This window comes from Chryseobacterium sp. MMO-72 (assembly GCF_037146035.1).
GTDB classification, from domain to species: domain Bacteria; phylum Bacteroidota; class Bacteroidia; order Flavobacteriales; family Weeksellaceae; genus Chryseobacterium; species Chryseobacterium indicum.
This window is the reverse complement of the sequence record NZ_JBBCWG010000005.1, coordinates 234,316-256,251: the sequence shown is the minus strand read 5'-3', so window position 1 is coordinate 256,251 and position 21,936 is coordinate 234,316. Positions and strand designations below refer to the sequence as shown.

Genomic DNA, 21,936 nt, shown 5'->3' with positions numbered 1-21,936 from the left:
ATAAAAAAAATTGGCTCATTATCTTTGATATTAACCATGAAAAACATATTATTTTTTTTAACATTTATTTTCTTCGGAATTTTTATAAAAAGCCAGACAATTAGCGGCATAGTTGTCAATTCCCAAAATCAGGGAATTGCATACGCAGAAATATCCTTAATAAAAGAAAATATAAAAAAGAATACAATAAGTAATAGTAACGGAAATTATGAAATATCTGTTCCAGAGAAGGGCACTTATAAATTATCAGTAGTAAAGGACGGAGAAGTAATTATAAAAAAAGAGATTAGTATTACAGAAAATAAAACCCAAAATTTGATTTCAGAACTAAAAGAATCGCAAATACAGGGCGTAAGTATTGCTAGTAAAAAGAAATTAATTGAAAGAAAAATAGACAGATTGGTTTTTAATGTAGAAAATTCTATATCCGCAAGTGGTGGTGACGCCTTGGAAACCATGGGAATTATTCCTGGTGTAAAAGTAGTTAATGACCAGATAGGCATTATTGGTAAAAGCAAGGTTTCTATCATGGTAAATGACAGGCTTATCCAGCTTTCGGAAAGTGATCTTCTGAGTTTTTTGAGAAGTATTAAATCTGAGGATATTAAAAATATTGAAGTAATTACAAATCCTCCATCAAAGTATGATTCGGAAGGAAACAGCGGTCTTATTAATATTAAACTAAAAAAAGCAAAGGAGAATTATCTTAGCGGAAACCTAAAAACCAGCTATACACAAGCTACCTATTCTATGGGAAATTATGGAGCAGGACTAAATTATCAAAAGAAAAAGATTACCCTCAGTACAAATATTGATTATGAAAACGGAAGTACAGCTCCTTATCAGGAGTATACACTTTATTATCCGAACTATACATGGTTTGAAACTAATAAATCAAGAAGTTTTAGAGATAATTTAAGTGGCCGGTTTTCCTTGGATTATGAGATAAGCAAAAAAACGACTATTGGGATACAGTATTTAGGAGGTATAAATAATCCTATTAGAAAAGGGGACAATTCTTCTCAAATAAGCTCTAAGAAAGGATTAGACTCCCTGATAATTACTCCTTCAGATTTACGTTTGAAAAAATATAATCATGCAGTTAATCTTCATACTATTACAAAACTGGATAGTATTGGCAAAAAGATATCTTTTGATGTAGATTATTTTACGTTTAATTCTAATGCAGATAATCAGTTTTCTACATCGTCGTATTTACCCGGTGATTATAATGCTAAGACATTTCTTTCGGCAAATAATTTAAGTAACCAAGATATTAAAATTTATTCTTCAAAAGCTGATATAGAATTTCCGTTAAAATGGGCAACTCTATCTTTTGGAGCGAAAGTTTCATTTATTAATAATAAAAGTGATGTTTTATATTTTAATACAACAAACGGAAATCCTTTTTTAGACTTTGGTAAAAGCAATACTTTTGATTATAAGGAAAATACGCAGGCAATATATTTATCTGGAAGTAAAAAACTATCAAAAAAATGGGAAACGCAGCTTGGTTTTAGACTAGAAAACACACAAACAAAAGGCTATTCTGAAACATTAGACCAAACAAATAAAAATAATTATACTAAACTGTTTCCCACTTTATATATTAATTATTTAATGAATGAAAATAGTGTATTTGGGTTTAATTATAACAGAAGGATTGACCGCCCAACTTATTCTGATCTGAATCCTTTCAGATTTTATACTACAAAATATAATTATGGAGAGGGAAATCCTTTTTTACAACCCTATTTTACAGATAACTTTGAAATATCATACAGCTATAAAAACAACTATGCTTCGGCATATTTAAGCTATATCAATAATGGTTTTGATCAGGTTACATATGTTTCGGCAGATAATCCCGTTCAGGCGATCATACCGAGTAACTTTTATAAGCAGATAAATCTGGGAATACTTGAAAGTTATCTTTTCAATAAATGGAAATGGTGGGAAAGTAATAATCAGGCAAATATTTTCTATACAAAAACAATGTCAGATATTCCCAATACCCTGACAGACCTTTCAGGATGGAGCGCATCAGTAAGCTCTAACAACAGCTTCACTTTGAACTCCGCAAAAACATTAAAAGCAGAACTTGGTTTTAACTACCAGTCTCCTTCAATTGCGAACAGCTATAAAATGTCATCTTTTTATTATTTCAATACTGGATTAAAATTGTCACTTCTGGAAAAAAAACTGCAGATAGCATTAAACATAATGGATATTTTTCGAACCTATAAAATGACATTTACACAGGTTGTAAATGGTATAAAACAGGAAAACTTTGATTATCGTGATACTCAAAAAATAAGAATCTCCGTAAATTGGAATTTTGGAAAAACATTAAAAATTCAATCCCGAAAACTAAGTAACGAAGAAGAGAAAAAGAGAGCCAATTAAAAAGATTTGATTGTAGTTCTTCATATAGTGTACAATGTATGAAAACTACAAATAAATATCCCGCTTGCAAGCAAGAGTGAAAATCTAGGAATTATACTCTTTAAACTATGATTCTACTGTTTAACCTAAAAACTATTTAACATGTTTACATTCAACAAAAAAGAAACTAAGAACTTAGCAAAAAATTCTGGTTTAATTAAGAACAATGTTCTAAAAAAAGCTGTTTTACAATTGGATTCTGAAAACAGGATGGGAGCTGCAGGACCGGTAGTAATCGGTTATTCTGAAGTGGTTTATGATAGAATTATCCACGAGAGAACTATTAAAACTTTCTTCTAATAGATATGAGAAGGATATGCTTCTTATGTATATCCTTCTCTTCTTTTTTATTCTTAAAAACCTAGTAACCAATGAATATAGAAGCACTTGTAGTAAAAGTAGCGGGAAGATGCAATATCAACTGTACATACTGCTATATGTATAATCACGCAGACCAATCTTATAAACTTCAGCCAAAATTTATGTCTAAGGAAACGATTCTGGCTCTCAAGGAAAAGATAAAAAATCATTGCCATAAGCACTCATTAAAAAAATTCTTTGTTGTGTTACATGGTGGAGAGCCTCTATTAATGAACATAAAGGATATTACCTTTTTTCTTCAGACGCTACATTCTTTACATAATGATGATATAGAAATCCTATTTGCTATGCAGACTAATGGAATGCTTTTAAGCAAAGAACACTGTGAGTTATTTAGCAAATATCGTGTTGGGATTGGAGTAAGTTTAGACGGAGGAAAAGAAGTTAATGATAAATTCAGGATTGATAAAAAGGGAAAAGGTACATTTGACAGAGTGAAGAAGGGAATGGATGTTGCCAATAAATATTTAGATTACAAATTAGGCTGTTTATCTGTTATTAATTTCATGTCTTCTCCGGTTGAACTTTATGAAACATATAGAAATTTAGGTTTTTCTATTATCAATCTTCTTTTACTGGATGAAAACTATGATAGTATAGATCAGGTTCCCAAACTTAAAAATGCAGAATGGCTGATAGAATTATTTGACTATTGGTATAACCTCAAAGATGATGAAAACAAAGTTTCTGTAATAAAATTTGAAGATTATATTAATTACATCTTCGGATCAGAAAACGGTACTGAAAGTTCAGGAAAGGGATATAACAAATTGGCTGTTATTGAAACTAATGGAGATATAGAGTCTTTAGATGTATTAAAAATATGTGGCGAAAGCTTTACGAAACATAAATTTAACCTCCACACGAACGAATTCGACGATATTTTCCAAAGCGATCTTATTGACGTATATTATAATAGTAAGCAGATGTTACCAAAAAAATGCTTGGCTTGCCCCATTCATGAAGTTTGTGGCGGAGGATATTTACCTCATCGCTACAGCTCTAAAAACGGATTTAATAATCCTTCTATATATTGTAATGATCTTCTAATGCTTATTACACACATTCAGAATAAGATTATAGATTCTTTACCCGAAGGTCTTATAAAAGAAACAGGTATCCAGAAACTGACCTATGAAGAAGCCTTAAAAATAATCGATGAAAAACTTCCCACTATTCAGGAACCTTCTTACGCGAAAAAACTGGAAAGTTTTGCCATGAATTAATCATATTTCCTCACAATAAAAATATATTTTTAGTTAAAATCAATCAATTAGCTTAAAAATCAGAAAAAAATTGATGAAAAGTTTCCCTTTTATAAAACAACTAGATAGCCAGGATTGTGGTTTAGCTTGCCTTAAAATGGTTAGCAAATATTATGGTGTTTTGCTATCTGACTCTGTTTTTTCAGAAAGTAACATTTCCAAAAGAGGGATTACCATATCTGATCTCAAATATACCTCCGAAGAATTAGGCTTCGATGCCTTACCAGTAAAGTTAAGTTATGAAGAAGCATTATCAAATATTAATGTTCCTTCTGTCTTTTTCTGGAATCAGAATCATTTTATTGTTGTTTATAAAATGACTCCAAAAAAAGTATACGTAGCAGATCCCGCTTTTGGAAAAACTGTTTACACCAAAGAACAATTCTTAAAAGGCTGGACTCAGGAAAAAGAAAAAGGAATTATATTAATTCTCGAACCTACAGAAAATCTGCATGAAAAATCCGATGAGCACAAAAAAAATACATCCAGAAATCTTCAGTATATAACTCAATATATTAAAAAGCATAAAACTCAATTTTTACTAATTGCCATTACTCTTTTAGTTTCATCATGTATTGAGCTTATATTTCCTTTTTTTACACAAAAAATTCTAGATAAAGGAGTCGCTTTAAAACAAGTTAATCTAATCTATCTAATTTTGGCTGCACAAATTGGGCTTTTTATAAGCAGAGTAGTGTTAGAATATTATCGATCTTGGTTATTCATTCATATTAGTAGCAGAATAAGCTTATCGATTATCTCAGATTTTTTAGCAAAGCTAATGAGGCTCCCTTTGAAATTTTTCAATAGTAAAAACACAGGAGATCTTTTACAAAGAATACAGGATCATAAAAGAATTGAAGAGTTTCTTTCTCAGGATCTTATCCAGACCGTTTTTTCATTTTTCAGCATTATCATTTACTCTGCAGTATTACTCTATTTTAATTCAACAATATTTATTATTGTATTGATAGGAACTTCGCTAGAGTTGACTTGGATTTTTAATTTTTTTAAAAAAATAAAAATATTAGATCAGAAAACTTTCTCTCTACAATCTACCGATCAAAATAAAATCTATGAGATTATTAATTCGATGCAGGAGATTAAATTAAATAACCTTGAAGAATATAAACGCCAAGAATGGAGTTCAATACAATCTAATATCTATTTAAATAATATTGAGAAGCTTAAAGTAAATCAAAAATATGAAAGTTATAAATTTATTAACTTCTTTCAGAATATATTGGTTGTTTTTACATCTTCTTTAGCAGTCATGAACGGACAAATGACAGTAGGAACCATGCTTTCAATCGTCTATATTATTGGAGGAATGAATAATCCTATTTCACAACTTATCACTTTCTTTTTGCGCTATCACTTAGTGAAAATAAGTTTTGAGAGACTCAATGAAATTCATAATAAGGAAGATGAAGAAAACATTAGTCAGATAGGCTATTTAGAGCGAATTTTTGATATATCCCTAAAAAATGTGAGTTTTTCATACGACAACTCTCATTTTATTTTAAATGATATTGACTTAATTATTCCAAAGGGAAAAACAACAGCAATTGTAGGAGCTAGCGGAAGCGGAAAAACCTCACTTTTAAAACTGATTTTAAAGTTTTACACTCCGCAAATGGGGAAAATATCCTTGGAAGAAATTTCTCTGAAAGAAATTGAAAATGTAGTATGGAGAGAAAAGTGCGGGGTTATCCTTCAGGATAGTCATATTTTTTCAGATACAGTTGCTTATAATATTGCCTTGGAGAAAAACCCTGATCAAAGCAAATTAAATACAGCTGTTGCCTTATCTAATATTTCGGATTTTATTGATATGCTACCTTTAAAAATCGATACTATAATAGGCTCAGAAGGAGTCGGTCTGAGTCAGGGACAAAAACAAAGAATTCTTATTGCAAGAGCAATATATAAAAATCCCGATTATCTATTCTTTGATGAAGCCACCAATTCTCTTGATGCTAAAAATGAGAGAATAATTGTTCAGAATATTGATAATTTTTTCAAACATAAAACAATGATTGTAGTGGCGCATAGACTTTCTACTGTAAAAAATGCGGATCAGATAATTGTTCTAGATAGTGGAAGAATTGTTGAACAAGGAAATCATGATCAACTTATACAGATAAGAGGAAAATATTTTGAACTAATACAAAATCAATTAGAGTTAGGATTATAGAGATGAAAAATGAGAAAAATCTAATGGATAAAATTCCATCACATTTTACACTTTTAGGAGTTATAATAATACTTTTAAGTATTATTGCTCTCTATTTCGCAGCTAAAGTTTTGTTTTTTTAATTCATTGCCAGAATAAATACTTTTGCTTAAAAATTACTACATTTAGAACCAAAATAATCTTAAATAATGGTTCTCAGCAGAATTTGGTCGGCATTCATTATCATTGCCATTGCCATTGCAGGTATAAAATACGTTTCATCAGGCAACTACAAAACTATTTTCAATGATATGGTTGTAGGAAAGGGCGGCGATACCGTACAGATTGCCACTCAGAAAATGAATGCACTCTCTCCTATTGTGCGGGACAGTCTCATGAAAAAAAATGATTTTGCGGACAGTAGAATTCACTACAAAACAGATTCTTTAAGGCAGGATGTAAAAGTGTACCGTGTTCAGGAATCGGATGGCGTAATCGGAACTTCAGAAACAGCAGTGAAAATCTGTCTCGGACTTATCGGAATCATGACTCTATTCATGGGGTTCATGAGTATCGCGGAAAAAGCAGGCGGAATCAATCTTTTAAGCCGGTTAATTCAGCCTTTTTTTTCAAAATTATTCCCCGACATTCCTAAAAATCACCCCGCTTTCGGACATATGCTGATGAATTTCAGTGCCAATCTTCTTGGTCTGGATAATGCAGCCACTCCTTTTGGTCTCAAAGCGATGGAAAGTTTGCAGACTTTAAATCCGAATAAAGACACGGCAAGCAACTCCCAGATCATGTTCCTTTGTCTTCATGCAGGAGGTATGACTCTAATTCCGGTTTCCATCATTGCGATTCGCGCTTCGATGGGTTCAAAAACGCCGACCGATATTTTTCTTCCGTGCATGATCGCTACATTTGCAGCAACTTTAGCCGCGATGATCGTAGTTTCCTTATATCAGAAAATCAACCTTTTAAAACCTATCGTTCTTGCCTACGTTGGCGGAATTTCTGCCATTATCGCATTGCTGGTTTTATACCTTACTCAATTAAGCAAGGATGAACTGGATGATTTCAGCAAAGTATTAAGCAACGGTTTAATACTTTTCATATTTTTAGCCATTGTTCTTGGTGCTGTTTATAAAAAAATTAATGTTTTTGATGCTTTCATTGAAGGTGCCAAAGAAGGTTTTACAACGTGTGTAAAGATTATTCCTTATTTGGTCGGAATGCTGATCGCCATTTCATTGCTGCGAACTTCCGGAGTATTTGACGTGATTATCGACGGGATGAAATGGGTTGCCTATTTTGCGAATTTGGATTCAAGATTTGTAGACGGGCTTCCAACCGCTTTAATCAAACCTTTGTCGGGTTCAGGAGCAAGAGGAATGATGGTTGATACCATGACGACATTTGGAGCAGACAGTTTTCAGGGAAAATTAGCGGCAGTTCTTCAGGGAAGCTCAGACACGACGTTTTATGTCATTGCTGTTTATTTTGGAGCGGTAGCCGTAAAGAATACAAGATACACGGTAATTGCCATGCTTTTGGCGGATCTGGTGGGGATTATTACTTCTATCATATTGGCTTATCTGTTTTTTGCATAAATAATGAAAGCATATATTCAAACGGATGCTTCGGGAGAGTTTTACAATGTTAATTCATTTCTTGCTTATGAAGGATTTAAAAATTTTGGCTACGAGATCAAAAAGTATGTTGATGCAGACGAAATTTCAGATAATAATCCTGAAAATATTATTGTCGGCGGAATTGGGAATGTCAGAAAAAGACTGAAAAATTTAGATATAAACCGTCCTGAGAAGGAAATTGATTATCCTGAGGAATTAAAACCCTTTTTAAAAAGAAAAATTTGGGAATCAACCATTAATCAAATATTTGCGGATAAAGATGGTTGGAATATTTTCATTAAACCTAAAATTGAAACAAAATTATTTGCAGGAAAAGTAATTCAAAATGAAATGGATTTTTTAGGGATTATTAATACTGAAAGAGACATTGATGTTCTTTGTTCCGAACTTATCGATTTTAAAACTGAATGGAGGTGTTTCATTCGCTACAATAAAATATTAGACATCAGAAGATATAAAGGAGCATGGAATACGAAAATTGATGTGGAAACAGTTGAATCCGCAATACAGTCATTTATTTCTCAACCAAGGGCATTTGCTTTGGATTTTGGCATCAATGAAAAGGGAGAAACGATACTGGTAGAAGTTAATGACGGACATTCTTTAGGCACTTACGGACTTTCTTCAACACACTATGTAAAATTCCTTTCTGCGAGATGGAGCGAATTGACCGAAACAGAAGATTATTTAAACTTTTAATTAATAAAAAATAAAAAAATGATTACAGATAAAGAATTCACCCTACGATTAATCCGTCAGTTAACACAGGCATTAGAAAAGCTGATTTTGGATAAACCTGAAGAAAGCTTAATGCAGAAAGAGCTTGATTTTGAATCTTTGATGAAAGACATTTTCAAGTTTGATTTTACAACGCTTTCATCAAAACCGAAAGAAGAAATCATAGAAATTGTTAATGAAAGACAGGAAAGAGATCATAAAGATTACTATGAAATGTTAGGAAATCTTTTCTATTTTAACGGAAAACAATCTGATAACAAAGATTTTTTAGATAAAGCAAAAACATTCTATGAACTGTATCTCCAAACGAGTGGAATATTTGCCCTTCCGGTTATTAACAGAATTACAGAAATAAAAAAAGCACTTGAGTAAAGTGCTTCTGTATTTTAAAAAGTAATTTTATACGTTCCGGTGGAAGAAACACTCGCTTTTTCTGCTTTTACATATTTCTTAACCCACGATATCGCATTCGAACTGATACATGGATCCGAAGTTCCGCCCGATCTTCTTGCGGAAACTACATTTCCTGCTTTATCTACAGTGTAAGCAATGGTAATCGTTCCGCTTGCTGTACAGCTATTTGCAGGCTGCGATCCGCCTCTCCCCATCGTTCCGGGGATAAATCCTACCAGTTTTCTGTCGATTCCTACTTTGCTGTCTCCATTTCCGTCTCCGCCTAAAGGATCTCCCGCATTTCCGATTCCGGTTCCATCACCCTGACTTCCTGCTTTTGTCCCACGTCCTCTGATCAAATTTCCAATGGCTGCATTTCCTTTTCCGTCACCATTTCCAGTCTTGGAATTTGCGGTTGTGGCACCGGATTTTTTAGTGTTTTTGGCTGCAGAGGTACTTGTGGAAGTCTTTTTACTTTCCGCTTTGGATTCCTCTTTTTTAGGAGCAGAAGTTTTGGTATTGTTTCCGGTTATGACTTTTTCTTTCGCCTCTGTTTTTTTTGTTTCAGGCTGCGGATCAGGCTGTATAACGGTCTTGGTTTCAGGAACAGCGGTTTCTGCGGGTTCAGGAGCCACTTCTTCTGTCGCAGCAGCAAGACTTCCCGGCTGATCTGCCGGCTCTTCTACCCCGTTTCCGTTTCTGTTGTCTCCAAAATTCACCAGCATGGTTGTAATAACTTCAGGCTGTTCATTCAGTTCCGGTTTCAGTTTATACAGAAAAACAAATAAGAGAATGGCAGACCAGATGAGAATAGAAAGCACGGCGCTTTTTATTCTGTCTCTGTTTTGCTCATTTTTATTGATACTATGACTTCTCATTTTAAAAAATCCTGCTTCCTGAAGAGTTATTTATCTTTAACAGTTGCAATGGCAATATTGAATTTATTTTTCTCGGCAATTTCCATTACAAAAACCACATCTTTATGAAGAGTATTTTCGTCTGCTCTTATGGTGAAAGATTTATTCGCCTGACCTGTTAATTTATTTACAATGGTCTGTTCCAGTTCGCCTCTGTTCACAGGATTATCATCCACAAAATAAGACCCGTCCGGTTTTACGCTCACCACCAAAGGATTCGGAATATTGTCTGCTGCAGTATCTGCTTTTGGCAATTTCACATCGATCGCACTTTGGTTGGCTGCCGAAGAAGTTACCATAAAGAAGATCAGCATCAGCAGGATAACGTCTGTCATCGCTGCTAAACTGAATTCCGGGTTTGCTTTATTTCTTCTCTGAATTTTCATCTGTTGATTCTGATTTTATGTTTATCAGATGGAACCTTTCGGTTTCATAAGAAAAAATTATAACGGTTTATTGATAAGGTCTAAAAATTCGCCGGACATGTTTTGCGCTTTCAGTACAAATTTATCAATTCTTGTTAACAATAAATTGTAAAAAAAGTTTGCCGGAATTGCCACGGCAAGACCTACTGCCGTTTGTCCCAATGCTGTATAAATACCTTCAGACAAAGTTTTCGGAGAGAAAGATCCTGTTGCATGAGATAAATTAAAGAAAGCGATGATCATCCCGATTACCGTTCCCAATAATCCCAACATCGGAGCAATACTTGGAACTACCGCCAAAAGATTCAGGTTCTTTTCCATATTGGCAACCTCAACCTGAGCCTGAGATTCCATCGCACTTACGATATCAGAGACAGGGCGTCCCAGTCTGGAAATTCCTTTTTCTAAAATTCTTCCTTCCGGAGAATTCTGTCTCTTGCAGTAATCCGCAGCAGATTCAATTTTACCTTCTTTAATAAAATCTTCAATGTTATCCATAAAATTGGCATCTGTTTTTGAGGTTAATCTTTTAATAAAGAAAAAACGCTCAAAGAAAAGATACACGGAAAAAACACCGAGCAGCAACACGGTTACCATCACTATTTTAGCGAAAGCTCCTCCGTGAAACATGATTTTCCAAAATGAGAATTCTAAATCGTCTGCCGCTACTGCGGGTGCAGCAACCTGGGCAAATAAAATCTGAGTAAGTTCCGTTAACAGCATTAAAGTGTATTTTTATAAAGGTTGTAACGACAAAAGTAATGGAATATTATGAATTGAACTCTTAAAAATTGCTTAAAAACAACTTAAAGTTTATTATTTTCATAAATAGCAAATTTCTTTCCAAAAATGATTTGAAAAGAAATCTGATATAAAAACGGGGGATAAAGAAAGATAATTAATCTTCGTCTACCTCAATTTCTTCCTGCTTAAATTCACATTTCAGCCTGAAAGGAATGGGCGTTTCTGATCCGGTGTAGAAATCATCAATGGTTCCTTTCCAGATTACCTGAAGCTCTCCTTCTTCATTTTTCTCAAACTGAAGCTCGTTATCGTAAATAAAAGCCTCTTCGTCATCAAAAAGGTCTACTTCCGTATAAGTATCTTCATCAGAATCGTTAATTGTGATGGTTTTTCCCTCTATTTCAGCAGAATCAATAGGAAAATCGAACACTTCAAGAGAAAGCTGTGGAAAGTTATACTGTAATGAATCATCCTCTACATGATCCAGACTGTCATCCGTAATAATTTCAACCTCTAGGAAATGTTGTTGGTTGCTGTAGACCGCCTTGCAATAAGTATTTCTGATATTGTACTTTAGCGTTTCGTCCGGATGGTAAATTTTTAAAATCCCTTTCATTATTTCTTAAAAAAAAGAGCGGTAATAATATGATTGTTAAACGTTTTCAACAAAGATAAAAAATAGATTGAACGTGAAAAATTTTTTGAAAAGTATTTTTAAAAAATCTGTTTTAAATTTAATGTAAAGAGACTTTAAAATTTAAAGTTCATAAAAAAGTGCCGCCTTTTGATAACGACACTTCTGTAAAAAATTATTATTGAAGAAGGTTATTCAATTTTTTCGGTTTTATTTTGAAGCTTATTCATCCTTGTGTTGCCTGATGAACCTGCAGATCTTTCAAATTTCAGTTCAGAACCATTCCAGTGGACAGGTTTTCCTTTTGAGGAAGTATCAGCTTCATTGTGAAGTACGGAGGTCATATTTTCGTCATAATCCTTCGCCAGAATTTCTTTTGGAACCGGAACATTTTCAAGACCTTTTCTTGTTCCTACAGCAATATAGGAGAATTTTACCTGACTGTTGTCATCCGTTTTAACACTGAATCCTGTTTTTGAAGGTTCCTGCTCAAGATAAATCGAAGAACTTTTCCCGATCGGAGTAATTGTTACCACGACAGAATTTTCGGCTACAAGATCGGAGAATTTTTTGTCGAATGACACACTCACTCTGCCACTGGCATCAACAGCTGCGGTTCCTCTTGTGTAAATGTCCGCTGTTGTAGATGTCGGAACATAGGTAGTAACTCTTTCTGAACTTCCTTCCACCGTGCTTACGTTAGCGATTATATTATTTGTGTAAGTAGCTCCGTCAACATACATTCCGTAACGGCTTCCGCTTGCATTAATCCCGTAAACATTTCCTCTGAAAGCAGCTCCCATAAGATCACCAACTCCCATTACGCCGAATCCTGAAGCATCAGAACCTGCAAATCTTCCGGTTCCGGTAGACATGGCAGCATTTCCGTAAACTCCTGCATTAGCCGATGCCGAAGTTCGGTATCCCAATATTCCAAAAGTACCAGAAACCTGCGAGTTCCCCAATACTCCGCCGGATCTGTCAACTGCTGCTGCACTTGAAACAGAAAGCACTTCTCCTAAAACACCGAATATATAGGTATCTGTAGCTGCAGTAGTTGTTGCATTACCCATGGAGCCATACAGCGTTGCGTGTGCTAAAGTAGTCGCTGCAGAACTTGGTCCGGAATAACCACCCCCTGCATTATTTCCTGCCGCACTTCCAATTATTCTGTCCCCCCAAACCATTGATCTTCTTGTAGAAACAGCTGTAGAAGCATCAGATCCGGCGGCATCAGCGCTGGCATAAACTCCACTTCCTGCGCCGCTATGCAAGACGAAAATACCTGTATTATTATTTGTTGTATTACTATTCTGAACTCTGAAACCTTCTCCTGTTCCCGTCTGATTAATAAATCCTCCAACTGCAGGATTACCGGAAGCCATTGTAATATTTAATCCTCTTGAATTCGCAGCTGTTCCATTTTGATTAATTACCAACGCCCTGTCTAAAGTAGCGGAACTCATATCAATATAAAATCCTTTGGATCCTGTGCCGGATAAGCTTCCCGTATCTGCAGCACTGCTGGACTGACTTATAATTGCCGCAGGCTGATTGATGGTGCCTGATTCCGAAATATGAATTTTTGCCGAAGGAGTTGCTGTCCCGAACCCTGAGTTTCCGTTATTAAGGAGAGACATTCCGCTTCCTGCAACATTACTCGGCTGAAATCTCGCAAAAATACCGCCCGCCGCAGAAGGTGCAGCATTGTTGATGATTCTTACCAATCCATTGGTTGAGTTCAACGAAGTACTTGCGGAAGTAATATCCAGCAAAGTTCCTGTGGTTAAAGCATTTGCTCTTAATGTGAGAGGAACCTGAGTAGTTGCTGTAGTCCAATCCCATGTCTGTGCAAAGTTTTTGCTGTCTATAGAATTATTCGCAGTTCCGTCAATAAGACCGGAAATCGGCACTTTTGCGGCTGTTCCAAAATTGTTAAGAGCCACCCATTTTGCCAATCCGAAATTATAATAATAAAATCCCGAAGCTGTAAGATCAATGGTACTTGCTGTAAGACTGGATGCTGCGCTCGTTGCATAAATGATCATAGAATTTTGGGCACTTCCCAAAAGATTCTCCATGTTTTTAATCTGGTCTCCCGTTAATCTTGGAATTAAAATACCTTCAGGTTTTGTCCCGCTGGTTTTTGCAATAATATCAAAAGTTGTATTAGGCGAAGCTGAATTTACACCAATCTGGGCATACACTGTTGAGACTCCTGTTAAAGCAATCACGAGGTTAATTAGTTTTTTATTCATATCTCTTTGAATTATTTATTCCTATGAAATTAATAAATTATCAATATATTTTACAACAATTTTAATTATTCATTAATGAATTATCAATATAGAAAAAATTAATAACAAAAGAAATACAACATAAATAATTCAATTTTTATAATAAAAAATCAATATAATATATTTTTATATGAAAAATAACAAAACATAATTCATATAATTTAACATCTATATTTAAATTTTTAAAATTAAAAATCGATAATGTTACTTTTTTACATTAAAACCCGTTTGGTTGGTTAATTTCATTTTTATAGTCTTAATTTTCTCACAGAGAAATTTTACATTGATATAATATTTATTTTTGTCCATTAAAGATTATGAAATGAAAAACATCATCTCAAAAACAATTGTAGGAGCCGGTTTAATTTTAAGTCTGGCATCGTGTAAGAAAACAGATTCTCCTTTAACGAAAGTCACTCCATCTAATTTGGACACCATTGCTTCCAATTATTATGAGCAGTATTTAAAACTTTATCCTTTGGACGCTACTTCTCAGGGGGATCTGCGGTACAACGATCAGCTTCCGATTAATATTGATAAAGATTTCATATCCGGAGAGGTTGCCTTTTACCGTTCTGTGGAAAAGCAGCTGGAAAATGTAGATTATAAAAATCTTTCGGATGATGATAAGGTTGTGTATGATGTACTCAACTTTACGCTAAAAGACAAAATTGAAGCTTACAATTATCATCCGGAATACATTCCTTTTACTCAGTTTGGCGGTCTTCCGCTGAATTTTCCTTTGTTTGGAAGCGGTGAAGGAAGCCAGCCTTTTAAAACAGAAAAAGATTACACCGACTGGCTGAAAAGAATGGAAAAATTTCCGGAATGGATGAACGCCGCGACTGAAAATTTCCGCGAAGGCATTAACAATAAAATGGTTTTGCCTAAAAAACTGGTGGTAAAGATGATTCCTCAGATGAGAGCAGAAGAAATTACAACAACCGATCTTGATAAAAATATCTTCTACGGACCGATCCGGAAGTTTCCGAAAAGTTTCACAAACGAACAGAAAGAAAAGCTCTCAAAGCTTTATCAGGATGCCATTGTACAGAAAATTATTCCTGCGTATACAAAAATGGGTGACTTTTTAGAAAAAGAATATTTACCGAAAGCAAGATTAACAGACGGTTACAACAGCTTACCTAACGGAAAGGAAATTTATCAATATTATGCAAAAAGCTGGACCACAACGGATAAAACACCTGAAGAAATTAATAAGACCGGACTTCAGCAGGTTGCCATGCTCCGCGCTGAAATGGAAAAAGTAAAACAGCAGGTTGGTTTTACGGGTACACTGGAAGAATTCATCAATCATGTAAAAACAGATCCGAAAGCAATGCCTTACAAGACTTCAAATGAAGTTTTGGCTGCATTCAACGGAATTTTAACGAAGATCACTCCAAAGCTGAAAACCATGTTCTCCGTAACGCCAAAAACGGGATTTGAGATCAGACAGACAGAAAAATTCAGGGAAGCAAGTGCAAGCGCAGAATATATACAGGGAACTCCTGACGGAAAAAGACCGGGAATATTTTACGTTCCGCTTCCAGATCCTTCAAAATTCAATGTGACATCAGGAATGGAATCTTTGTTCTTACACGAGGCCATTCCGGGACATCATTATCAGGTTTCTTTACAGCAGGAAAACACAAAACTGCCAAAATTTATGAGATTCGGATGGTTCGGAGCTTATGGTGAAGGATGGGCGCATTATTGCGAAACCTTAGGACCGGAATTCGGGCTGTATACAGATCCTTATCAGAAGATGGGATATCTGAGCGACCAAATGCTGAGAGCGGTAAGACTGGTTGTAGACACGGGTCTCCACACCGGAAAAATGACCCGTGAAGAGGCGATTAAATATTTTTTAAGTAATATTTCCTATGACGAAGCGGGAGCAACAGCAGAAGTGGAACGATATATGGCAATGCCGGGACAGGCTTTAGGCTACAAAATCGGTTCGTTGAGAATCCGTGAGCTGAGAGAGAAATACCAGAAAGAACTGGGAAGTAAATTTAATTTAGCTAAATTCCATGATGAAGTTTTGAGTCAGGGCTGTCTTCCTTTAGATGTTCTGAACAGGAAAATGGAACTTTGGGCAAAAAAACAGAAATAATTTTTGCCGGAATCCCAAACAATTAAAATTGAATAATAAAAAAATACAACGAAAAAAGATGTTTACAGTAGAACAAATAGAATCTGCTCACAGCAAAGTAAAAACAGGAGCAGATTTTCCAAATTACATCAAAGAAATTAAGAAATTAGGCGTGAAATCTTTTGAAACATGGGTAAAAGACAGCCATACCGAATATTTTGGAGAAAATGATTTTAAAACAACCTCAGAACCTCAATATAATGATTTAGCAATCGCTGATCATTCTGACCGGGAAAAGTTTATTCAGCAGCTTAAAAGTCATCAGAGAGGAGAGACGGATTATATGAAATTCTGTGAAGACTGTGCAGAAACCGGTATTGAAAAATGGATCGTGGATCTCGATAAGTACACCTGTATTTATTATGACAAAACTGGAAACGAAATCCTAACAGAAGAAATCCCTCATTAAAAAACCGAAGTCACAAATTAATTTTTGTGGCTTTTTTGTTTAGTTTTATGTTTTAAAACAGAACATGATGAAGGCATTTCTTTTTTTAATAGTTTCAGTTTTGGGATTGTGTTTTTTAAGCTGTAAATCTGAAAATAATAAAATTATACAGTCTGAAAAGATTACTGTTGATAAAAATTTAAGTAAAAACGATACATTCAGAATTCTCTCAAAATATCCTGAGCTTAAATTATTTAACAGTGAAAAAGTTGAAAGTACAACAAGAACCGCTTATATTTCACAGATATCTAGTTTTTCTGATGGGTACTATCATACAAGATCAGTCAGTTTTGAAGATTATAAATGCAAAACTGAATACAAAGGAGACACCATCAATATCTGGCTTAATAATTATAACGGATATTTTGGAAACGGAGTTTTGGTAAAGATTTTTAATGATCAGTTTTTAATTCAAGATATTGACCCAAAAACATTAAAAGGCGAAATTAAATTTATCAATTCTCATCCGGTTCATCAGAAATTGGTTCTTAATAAGTACCCGTTTCAAAAAAATGACAGCATTTATGGGTTTATCGACTATGAGACGAAGCTGGATTCTCTGGTTACTAAAAATTTCAGAGGATATTTTAAAACAAAAATTAAATAAGAAAATAATGACAGAAAGTCTAACATCTCTATTCCTAAGGGATTTAAATAAGCTGAAACAGGAAATTGAATGTTACCAGAATGAAGCAAACCTCTGGAAAACAGAGGAGAAGATATCGAATTCTGCAGGAAATTTAACGTTGCATATTGTGGGAAACCTCAGTCATTTTATGGGTGCTGTTTTGGGAAATTCCGGATATGTAAGAAACAGAGAGCTTGAATTTTCATTAAAAGATGTTCCGAGAACGGAATTAGTTCAACAGATTGAAAAAACGATCGAAACGGTGACGATTACACTTGAAAGACTGTCTAATGAAGACCTCCAGAAGCAATATCCGCTTGAACCTTTGGGTTATGGAATGACGACGGAATATTTCCTGATCCATCTTTTCGGGCATCTGAGTTATCATCTGGGACAGATTAATTATCACCGGAGATTGTTGGATTGATTTGTTTGTTCATTTATTTAACCACCCCGTCAAAAATTCTTCCGAATTTTCGCCACCCCTCCAAAGGAGGGGAATTCAGACTTCGGAAAAGACTTTTATTTCTCAAACATCATTTTGGTGATGAAATCTTTGGCTCCGTTTCCGCGTGCGGGAGAATATTCTCTTCCGTAGAAAATAATCTGAAGATGAAGTTTATTCCAGACTTCTTCTTTCCAGAGTTTTTTGGCATCTTTTTCGGTTTCTACAACGTTTTTTCCGGAAGTCAGTTTCCACTGTGTCATTAATCTGTGGATATGGGTATCTACCGGAAAAGCAGGAAATCCGAACCCCTGACTCATCACAACGGATGCGGTTTTATGCCCGACTCCGGGAAGGGCTTCCAGTTCTTCGTAGGATTGCGGCACTACTCCATTGTGTCTTTCCAGCAACAGTTCTGCCATTCTTTTGAGGTTTTTGGCTTTGGTATTGGCGAGCCCGATTTCTTTGATTAATTCTTTAATCTGATATTCCTCCAGCTTTGCCATTCTTTGTGGGGTTCCTGCCACCGCGAAAAGCTCAGGCGTTACCTGATTCACCTTTTTATCGGTTGTCTGTGCAGATAATGCAACGGCAACCATTAAAGTGTAAGGATCGGTATGATCCAGCGGAATGGGAACTTCGGGATATAATTTTTCTAATTCGGTCTGTACGAGTTCGGCTCTTTGCTTTTTTGTCATGGAAGCATTAAATTTGAACAAAAATAAATCATTATGTTGAAAGTCGGAGATAAATTGCCTCAATTTGAAGGAACCAATCAGGATGGCGAAACGGTACATTCTGAAAATCTGATCGGTAAAAAACTTGTTGTTTTTTTCTATCCGAAAGCCAATACTCCGGGTTGTACCGCTGAAGCATGTAATTTGAGAGACAATTATGCAGAACTGAAAAAACAGGGATTTGAATTGTTGGGAGTAAGTGCAGATCCTGTAAAAAATCAAAAAAAATTCAGTGAGAAATTTGAATTTCCGTTTGATATTATTGCCGATGAAACCCGCGACATCATTGAGAAATTCGGGGTTTGGCAACTGAAAAAATTTATGGGAAAAGAATTTATGGGAATTGTGAGAACCACTTTTGTTTTTGATGAAAACGGAATCTGTACAGAAGTTATCGACAAGGTAAAAACGAAGGATCACGCTGCACAGATTTTGAAATAGCTTTTAAATAATATTTCTAATTTAATCGCAAAAGGCTCAAAAGAATAAAAATCAGAGATTTTTAAAAACTGTTGAATCTTTTTTATGGCTTTTGCGGTTAAATAAAAGTAAAAACTATCCTATTCTGTTTCGTAATACATTAGTTCCTCCGGATCGTTAGGAATGGTGACGAATTTTTGGAATTTTAACCCCAGTTTTTCAATTAATTTCTGAGAAGAAAAGTTGTCTTTTGTTGTAATGGCAGAAATCTTTTTCAATCCGAAATCCTTCATTCCGACTGATTTTATCTTTAAAGCCGCTTCATAAGCATATCCTTTTCCTTCAAACTCATCTAAAAGCGAAAAGCCGATGTCCACAACATCCAATCCTTCCCTTTCGAAAATTCCTATCCCTCCGATTTTATGATTTCCCTCTTTGGTAAGCATTAAATAATTTCCATAGCCAAATCTTTCCATCTGAGGAAGAAAACGGTTTCTGATATAATCTTCTGCATCGGAAATGGTTTTCAGATTACGATCCCCGATGAACTGAATGAATTTCGGACGGTTGTAAAGATCCAGAATAAATTCCGCATCTTCCAAAGCCATCGGACGAAGAATCAGACGTTCTGTTTCGTAAAAATTATTTCCGTTTTGTGGATCTTGTGGGTTTCTTTTTAAGCTCATCTTTGGGTTCTTCTTTTTTCTCGATCTTCAGCAATCTTGGGTTATTGGTGCATTTTTTATTATAAAGCTCAATGTACGAACCATTATCTTTCGCCTCCGTAATTGTTCCTGTTGATTTACTGATGGTTAAAGTAAAGTGTTTTTTCTGATACGGACATTCTGTAGAAGTGAGTTTTCCTAAATTCAGATAATAATTGGATTTATCTTCGTAATAATTCGCCGCAATATCTCTGAATTCCTCATCAATAATGTATCCGTCTGTAGCTGCAGAAATGGCAGCATCCTGAATATCATCGGGTTTTCCGACAAAAGTTTTAAGACCTTCGAGCGTTGTTACATATTCTGTTTTTCCTCCCGAAACATAGACAATGTAGTAAAATTCATCCTCTTCTGCAATTCCTATATTAAATCCTGATGCTGGGGAAACATAATCAACTGGCGCTCCGGACTGTTTCAAAATACGGTCTTTCCCGTAACTGCTGTGAATCAGCAGCCAGGAAGAGGCTTTAACATTCGGAATGATGTTTTGTAAAATACTGGAAACGTTCGAAAAATGCTTCTTTTCCTGCGCGTAAGAAAATGTTCCCAAAAACAAAAAACCGAATACCCAGAATTTTCTTATCAATTTTATCATAATTACAGAACGAGGAAAAAAGGGAATTATTTTACATGAATTTATCTCCTTTCTTCAGGTTTTTAAGGTCTAAAACATAATCTTTTATGAGCTGATCATGATCTCTCGGACAGATTAGAAGAGCTTTATCGGTATCTACAATGATATAATTTTCCAGTCCGTCGATAACCACTGCTTTATTGTTATTCTTCATACGGATTACATTTCCTTTCGCATTGTAGGTAAGAATCGGCAGTTTAGAGGTTACTGCATTCAGATTCTCGTCTTTATCCGCATTTTCATAAACGGAGGTCCATGTTCCCAGATCGCTCCAGCCTAAATCTGCGGGAATTACATAAACGTTCTGTGCTTTTTCTAAAATTCCGTTATCAATGGATATTTTCTGTACTTTAGGATAAATCAGTTCAATACAGCTTTTTTCACTGTCTGCATTGTATTCGCAAGCCATAAAATGCTGCGTCATTTCCGGAAGATACATTTCAAAAGCATGATGAATACTTTTTACGCTCCAGATAAAAATCCCTGCATTCCAAAGGAAATCGCCGCTTTCCAGAAAACTTTTGGCAATTTCAAGAATCGGCTTTTCCGTAAAGGTTTTTACTTTATAATAATCGGAATCGTGCTTATTAACAAACTGAATGTATCCATATCCTGTATCGGGTCTTGTAGGGGTAATTCCTAACGTAACGAGATATTCGTTTTTTGCAGCAATTTCAAAAGCTAGTTCTGCTTTTTTCAGAAAAGTTTCTTCTTTTAAAATTAAATGATCTGCAGGAAGCACAATCATAGTTGCCTCCGGATCTGCTTCTGCAATTTTATTCGCCATGTAAAGATTACACGGAGCCGTATTTTTAAGCAGAGGTTCTCCCACAATATTTTCCTGCGGAATTTCCGGCAATTGCTGATGCGAAAGCTCTACGTACTCTTTATTCGTTATAACAAATATATTTTCATTAGGAATAATTCTGCTGATCCTGTCATAGGTCTGCTGGATCATGGTGCGTCCCACTCCTAAAATATCCTGAAACTGTTTCGGAAATTTCTGCGTACTCATAGGCCAGAATCTGCTTCCGATTCCACCTGCCATAATGACGCAATATCTATTTGATTTTGACATTCTTATGTGTATTTTTCTACTCTCGCCAAAGGCTTGAAAGAATACTTTCTTCCTGTAGCCAAGTTCTTACAAAGATAGTTTTTTTTAATTAGACCTTCTAAAAGGTATTTTTCATTTCGGTAGATAAAGAAATCCCCTTTTTGAAGCGTTTCAATAAACACAAGCGTATCATCCTGTTTTTCAGCATGAAAATATTTTACCAGCTCCGGACTTGCCATGAAATTGGCTTTCGGAGATTTCGAAAATTTAACAATGACGGGTCTTAAATCTTCTTCATATACTTCAAGACTCTGCAAAAGCATCTGCCTGAACGTGTGTTTCCATTCGTTTCCGTGCGGAGAAATTCTTCTGCCATATTTTTCAAAAGCAATAAGATGCGCTAATTCATGGGTTAACACAAAGAAAAATAATTGCGGAACCAATGTGGAATTAATCGTAATCTCATGAGATTGATCCGGAAGTTTACGATAATCTCCCAGTTTGGAATTCCTGTTGCGTGTGACTTTTATATGAATATAATAGTCTGCAAACCATATCTTTAAATATTGAAGTGTATTTTGTGGTAAATATTTTTCTAATGACTGAATAGACAT

At 35.0% G+C, this 21,936-nt stretch carries 22 protein-coding genes; 12 read left to right on the top strand and 10 right to left on the bottom strand.

Translation table 11 applies throughout. The features are described 5' to 3' along the window. Positions 1 to 36: 36 nt before the first annotated feature. From WFH39_RS09930 to WFH39_RS09900, 7 genes are all read left to right on the top strand, one after another. Positions 37 to 2,406, top strand: a complete 2,370-nt coding sequence (locus WFH39_RS09930) for an outer membrane beta-barrel family protein (protein WP_336689783.1) — start codon at positions 37 to 39, stop codon at positions 2,404 to 2,406. A 141-nt stretch (positions 2,407 to 2,547) separates the two neighbouring features. After that, the gene (locus tag WFH39_RS09925; protein ID WP_116099260.1) at positions 2,548 to 2,745 is read left to right on the top strand and encodes a hypothetical protein; all 198 of its coding nucleotides are present in this window, start codon (positions 2,548 to 2,550) and stop codon (positions 2,743 to 2,745) included. Between the two features lie 71 nt (positions 2,746 to 2,816). Further along, entirely contained in the window at positions 2,817 to 4,052 is a 1,236-nt protein-coding gene (locus WFH39_RS09920) for a radical SAM protein (RefSeq protein WP_336689782.1), read from the top strand. Between the two features lie 73 nt (positions 4,053 to 4,125). After that, entirely contained in the window at positions 4,126 to 6,288 is a 2,163-nt protein-coding gene (locus tag WFH39_RS09915) for a peptidase domain-containing ABC transporter (protein ID WP_336689781.1), read from the top strand. Between the two features lie 188 nt (positions 6,289 to 6,476). Further along, positions 6,477 to 7,880, top strand: coding sequence for a nucleoside recognition domain-containing protein (locus tag WFH39_RS09910; RefSeq protein ID WP_336689780.1), 1,404 nt, complete (start codon positions 6,477 to 6,479; stop codon positions 7,878 to 7,880). A 3-nt stretch (positions 7,881 to 7,883) separates the two neighbouring features. Next, on the top strand, positions 7,884 to 8,621 hold the full coding sequence (locus WFH39_RS09905; protein ID WP_336689779.1) for an ATP-grasp domain-containing protein: 738 nt from the start codon (positions 7,884 to 7,886) through the stop codon (positions 8,619 to 8,621). 18 nt (positions 8,622 to 8,639) lie between these two features. Continuing rightward, entirely contained in the window at positions 8,640 to 9,032 is a 393-nt protein-coding gene (locus WFH39_RS09900) for a hypothetical protein (protein WP_214587727.1), read from the top strand. 14 nt (positions 9,033 to 9,046) lie between these two features. On the opposite strand, the gene WFH39_RS09895 is transcribed toward WFH39_RS09900, so the two are convergent. From WFH39_RS09895 to WFH39_RS09875, 5 genes are all read right to left on the bottom strand, one after another. Then, entirely contained in the window at positions 9,047 to 9,931 is an 885-nt protein-coding gene (locus WFH39_RS09895; protein WP_336689778.1) for a ferric siderophore ABC transporter substrate-binding protein, read from the bottom strand. Positions 9,932 to 9,957: 26 nt separating this feature from the next. Continuing rightward, positions 9,958 to 10,356 (bottom strand): ExbD/TolR family protein, encoded by a 399-nt coding sequence (locus tag WFH39_RS09890; RefSeq protein WP_214587729.1) that lies wholly within the window; start codon positions 10,354 to 10,356, stop codon positions 9,958 to 9,960. Between the two features lie 57 nt (positions 10,357 to 10,413). Further along, a complete protein-coding gene (locus tag WFH39_RS09885; protein WP_214587730.1) occupies positions 10,414 to 11,118 on the bottom strand; it encodes a MotA/TolQ/ExbB proton channel family protein in 705 nt (234 codons plus the stop codon). A 175-nt stretch (positions 11,119 to 11,293) separates the two neighbouring features. Next, positions 11,294 to 11,755, bottom strand: coding sequence for a hypothetical protein (locus tag WFH39_RS09880; RefSeq protein ID WP_214587731.1), 462 nt, complete (start codon positions 11,753 to 11,755; stop codon positions 11,294 to 11,296). A gap of 209 nt (positions 11,756 to 11,964) precedes the next feature. Further along, a complete protein-coding gene (locus WFH39_RS09875) occupies positions 11,965 to 14,031 on the bottom strand; it encodes a hypothetical protein (RefSeq protein ID WP_336689777.1) in 2,067 nt (688 codons plus the stop codon). Between the two features lie 361 nt (positions 14,032 to 14,392). Here WFH39_RS09875 and WFH39_RS09870 point away from each other — a divergent pair, with 361 nt between their 5' ends. The 4 genes from WFH39_RS09870 (at position 14,393) to WFH39_RS09855 (ending at position 17,731) form a co-directional block, all read left to right on the top strand. After that, on the top strand, positions 14,393 to 16,189 hold the full coding sequence (locus tag WFH39_RS09870) for a DUF885 domain-containing protein (protein ID WP_336689776.1): 1,797 nt from the start codon (positions 14,393 to 14,395) through the stop codon (positions 16,187 to 16,189). Positions 16,190 to 16,247: 58 nt separating this feature from the next. Further along, the gene (locus tag WFH39_RS09865) at positions 16,248 to 16,637 is read left to right on the top strand and encodes a DUF1398 domain-containing protein (protein ID WP_336689775.1); all 390 of its coding nucleotides are present in this window, start codon (positions 16,248 to 16,250) and stop codon (positions 16,635 to 16,637) included. A 67-nt stretch (positions 16,638 to 16,704) separates the two neighbouring features. Beyond that, positions 16,705 to 17,283, top strand: a complete 579-nt coding sequence (locus WFH39_RS09860) for a hypothetical protein (protein WP_336689774.1) — start codon at positions 16,705 to 16,707, stop codon at positions 17,281 to 17,283. A 7-nt stretch (positions 17,284 to 17,290) separates the two neighbouring features. After that, positions 17,291 to 17,731, top strand: coding sequence for a DinB family protein (locus WFH39_RS09855; protein ID WP_336689773.1), 441 nt, complete (start codon positions 17,291 to 17,293; stop codon positions 17,729 to 17,731). Positions 17,732 to 17,826: 95 nt separating this feature from the next. On the opposite strand, the gene WFH39_RS09850 is transcribed toward WFH39_RS09855, so the two are convergent. Further along, complete coding sequence (locus tag WFH39_RS09850) at positions 17,827 to 18,447, bottom strand: endonuclease III domain-containing protein (RefSeq protein ID WP_336689772.1); 621 nt, start codon at positions 18,445 to 18,447, stop codon at positions 17,827 to 17,829. Positions 18,448 to 18,480: 33 nt separating this feature from the next. Here WFH39_RS09850 and bcp point away from each other — a divergent pair, with 33 nt between their 5' ends. Beyond that, positions 18,481 to 18,927, top strand: a complete 447-nt coding sequence (bcp, locus tag WFH39_RS09845; protein ID WP_076394094.1) for a thioredoxin-dependent thiol peroxidase — start codon at positions 18,481 to 18,483, stop codon at positions 18,925 to 18,927. A gap of 119 nt (positions 18,928 to 19,046) precedes the next feature. Here bcp and WFH39_RS09840 read toward each other — a convergent pair whose 3' ends face one another. From WFH39_RS09840 to WFH39_RS09825, 4 genes are read right to left on the bottom strand one after another with little or no spacing between them, the layout of a single operon-like run. Further along, a complete protein-coding gene (locus WFH39_RS09840; protein WP_336689771.1) occupies positions 19,047 to 19,592 on the bottom strand; it encodes a GNAT family N-acetyltransferase in 546 nt (181 codons plus the stop codon). Continuing rightward, entirely contained in the window at positions 19,549 to 20,226 is a 678-nt protein-coding gene (locus WFH39_RS09835; protein ID WP_336689770.1) for a hypothetical protein, read from the bottom strand. The genes WFH39_RS09840 and WFH39_RS09835 overlap by 44 nt, the downstream gene beginning before the upstream one ends. Before the next feature lie 31 nt (positions 20,227 to 20,257). Then, a complete protein-coding gene (locus WFH39_RS09830; protein ID WP_336689769.1) occupies positions 20,258 to 21,343 on the bottom strand; it encodes a mannose-1-phosphate guanylyltransferase in 1,086 nt (361 codons plus the stop codon). Positions 21,344 to 21,345: 2 nt separating this feature from the next. Further along, positions 21,346 to 21,936 (bottom strand): SprT-like domain-containing protein, encoded by a 591-nt coding sequence (locus WFH39_RS09825; protein WP_214587741.1) that lies wholly within the window; start codon positions 21,934 to 21,936, stop codon positions 21,346 to 21,348.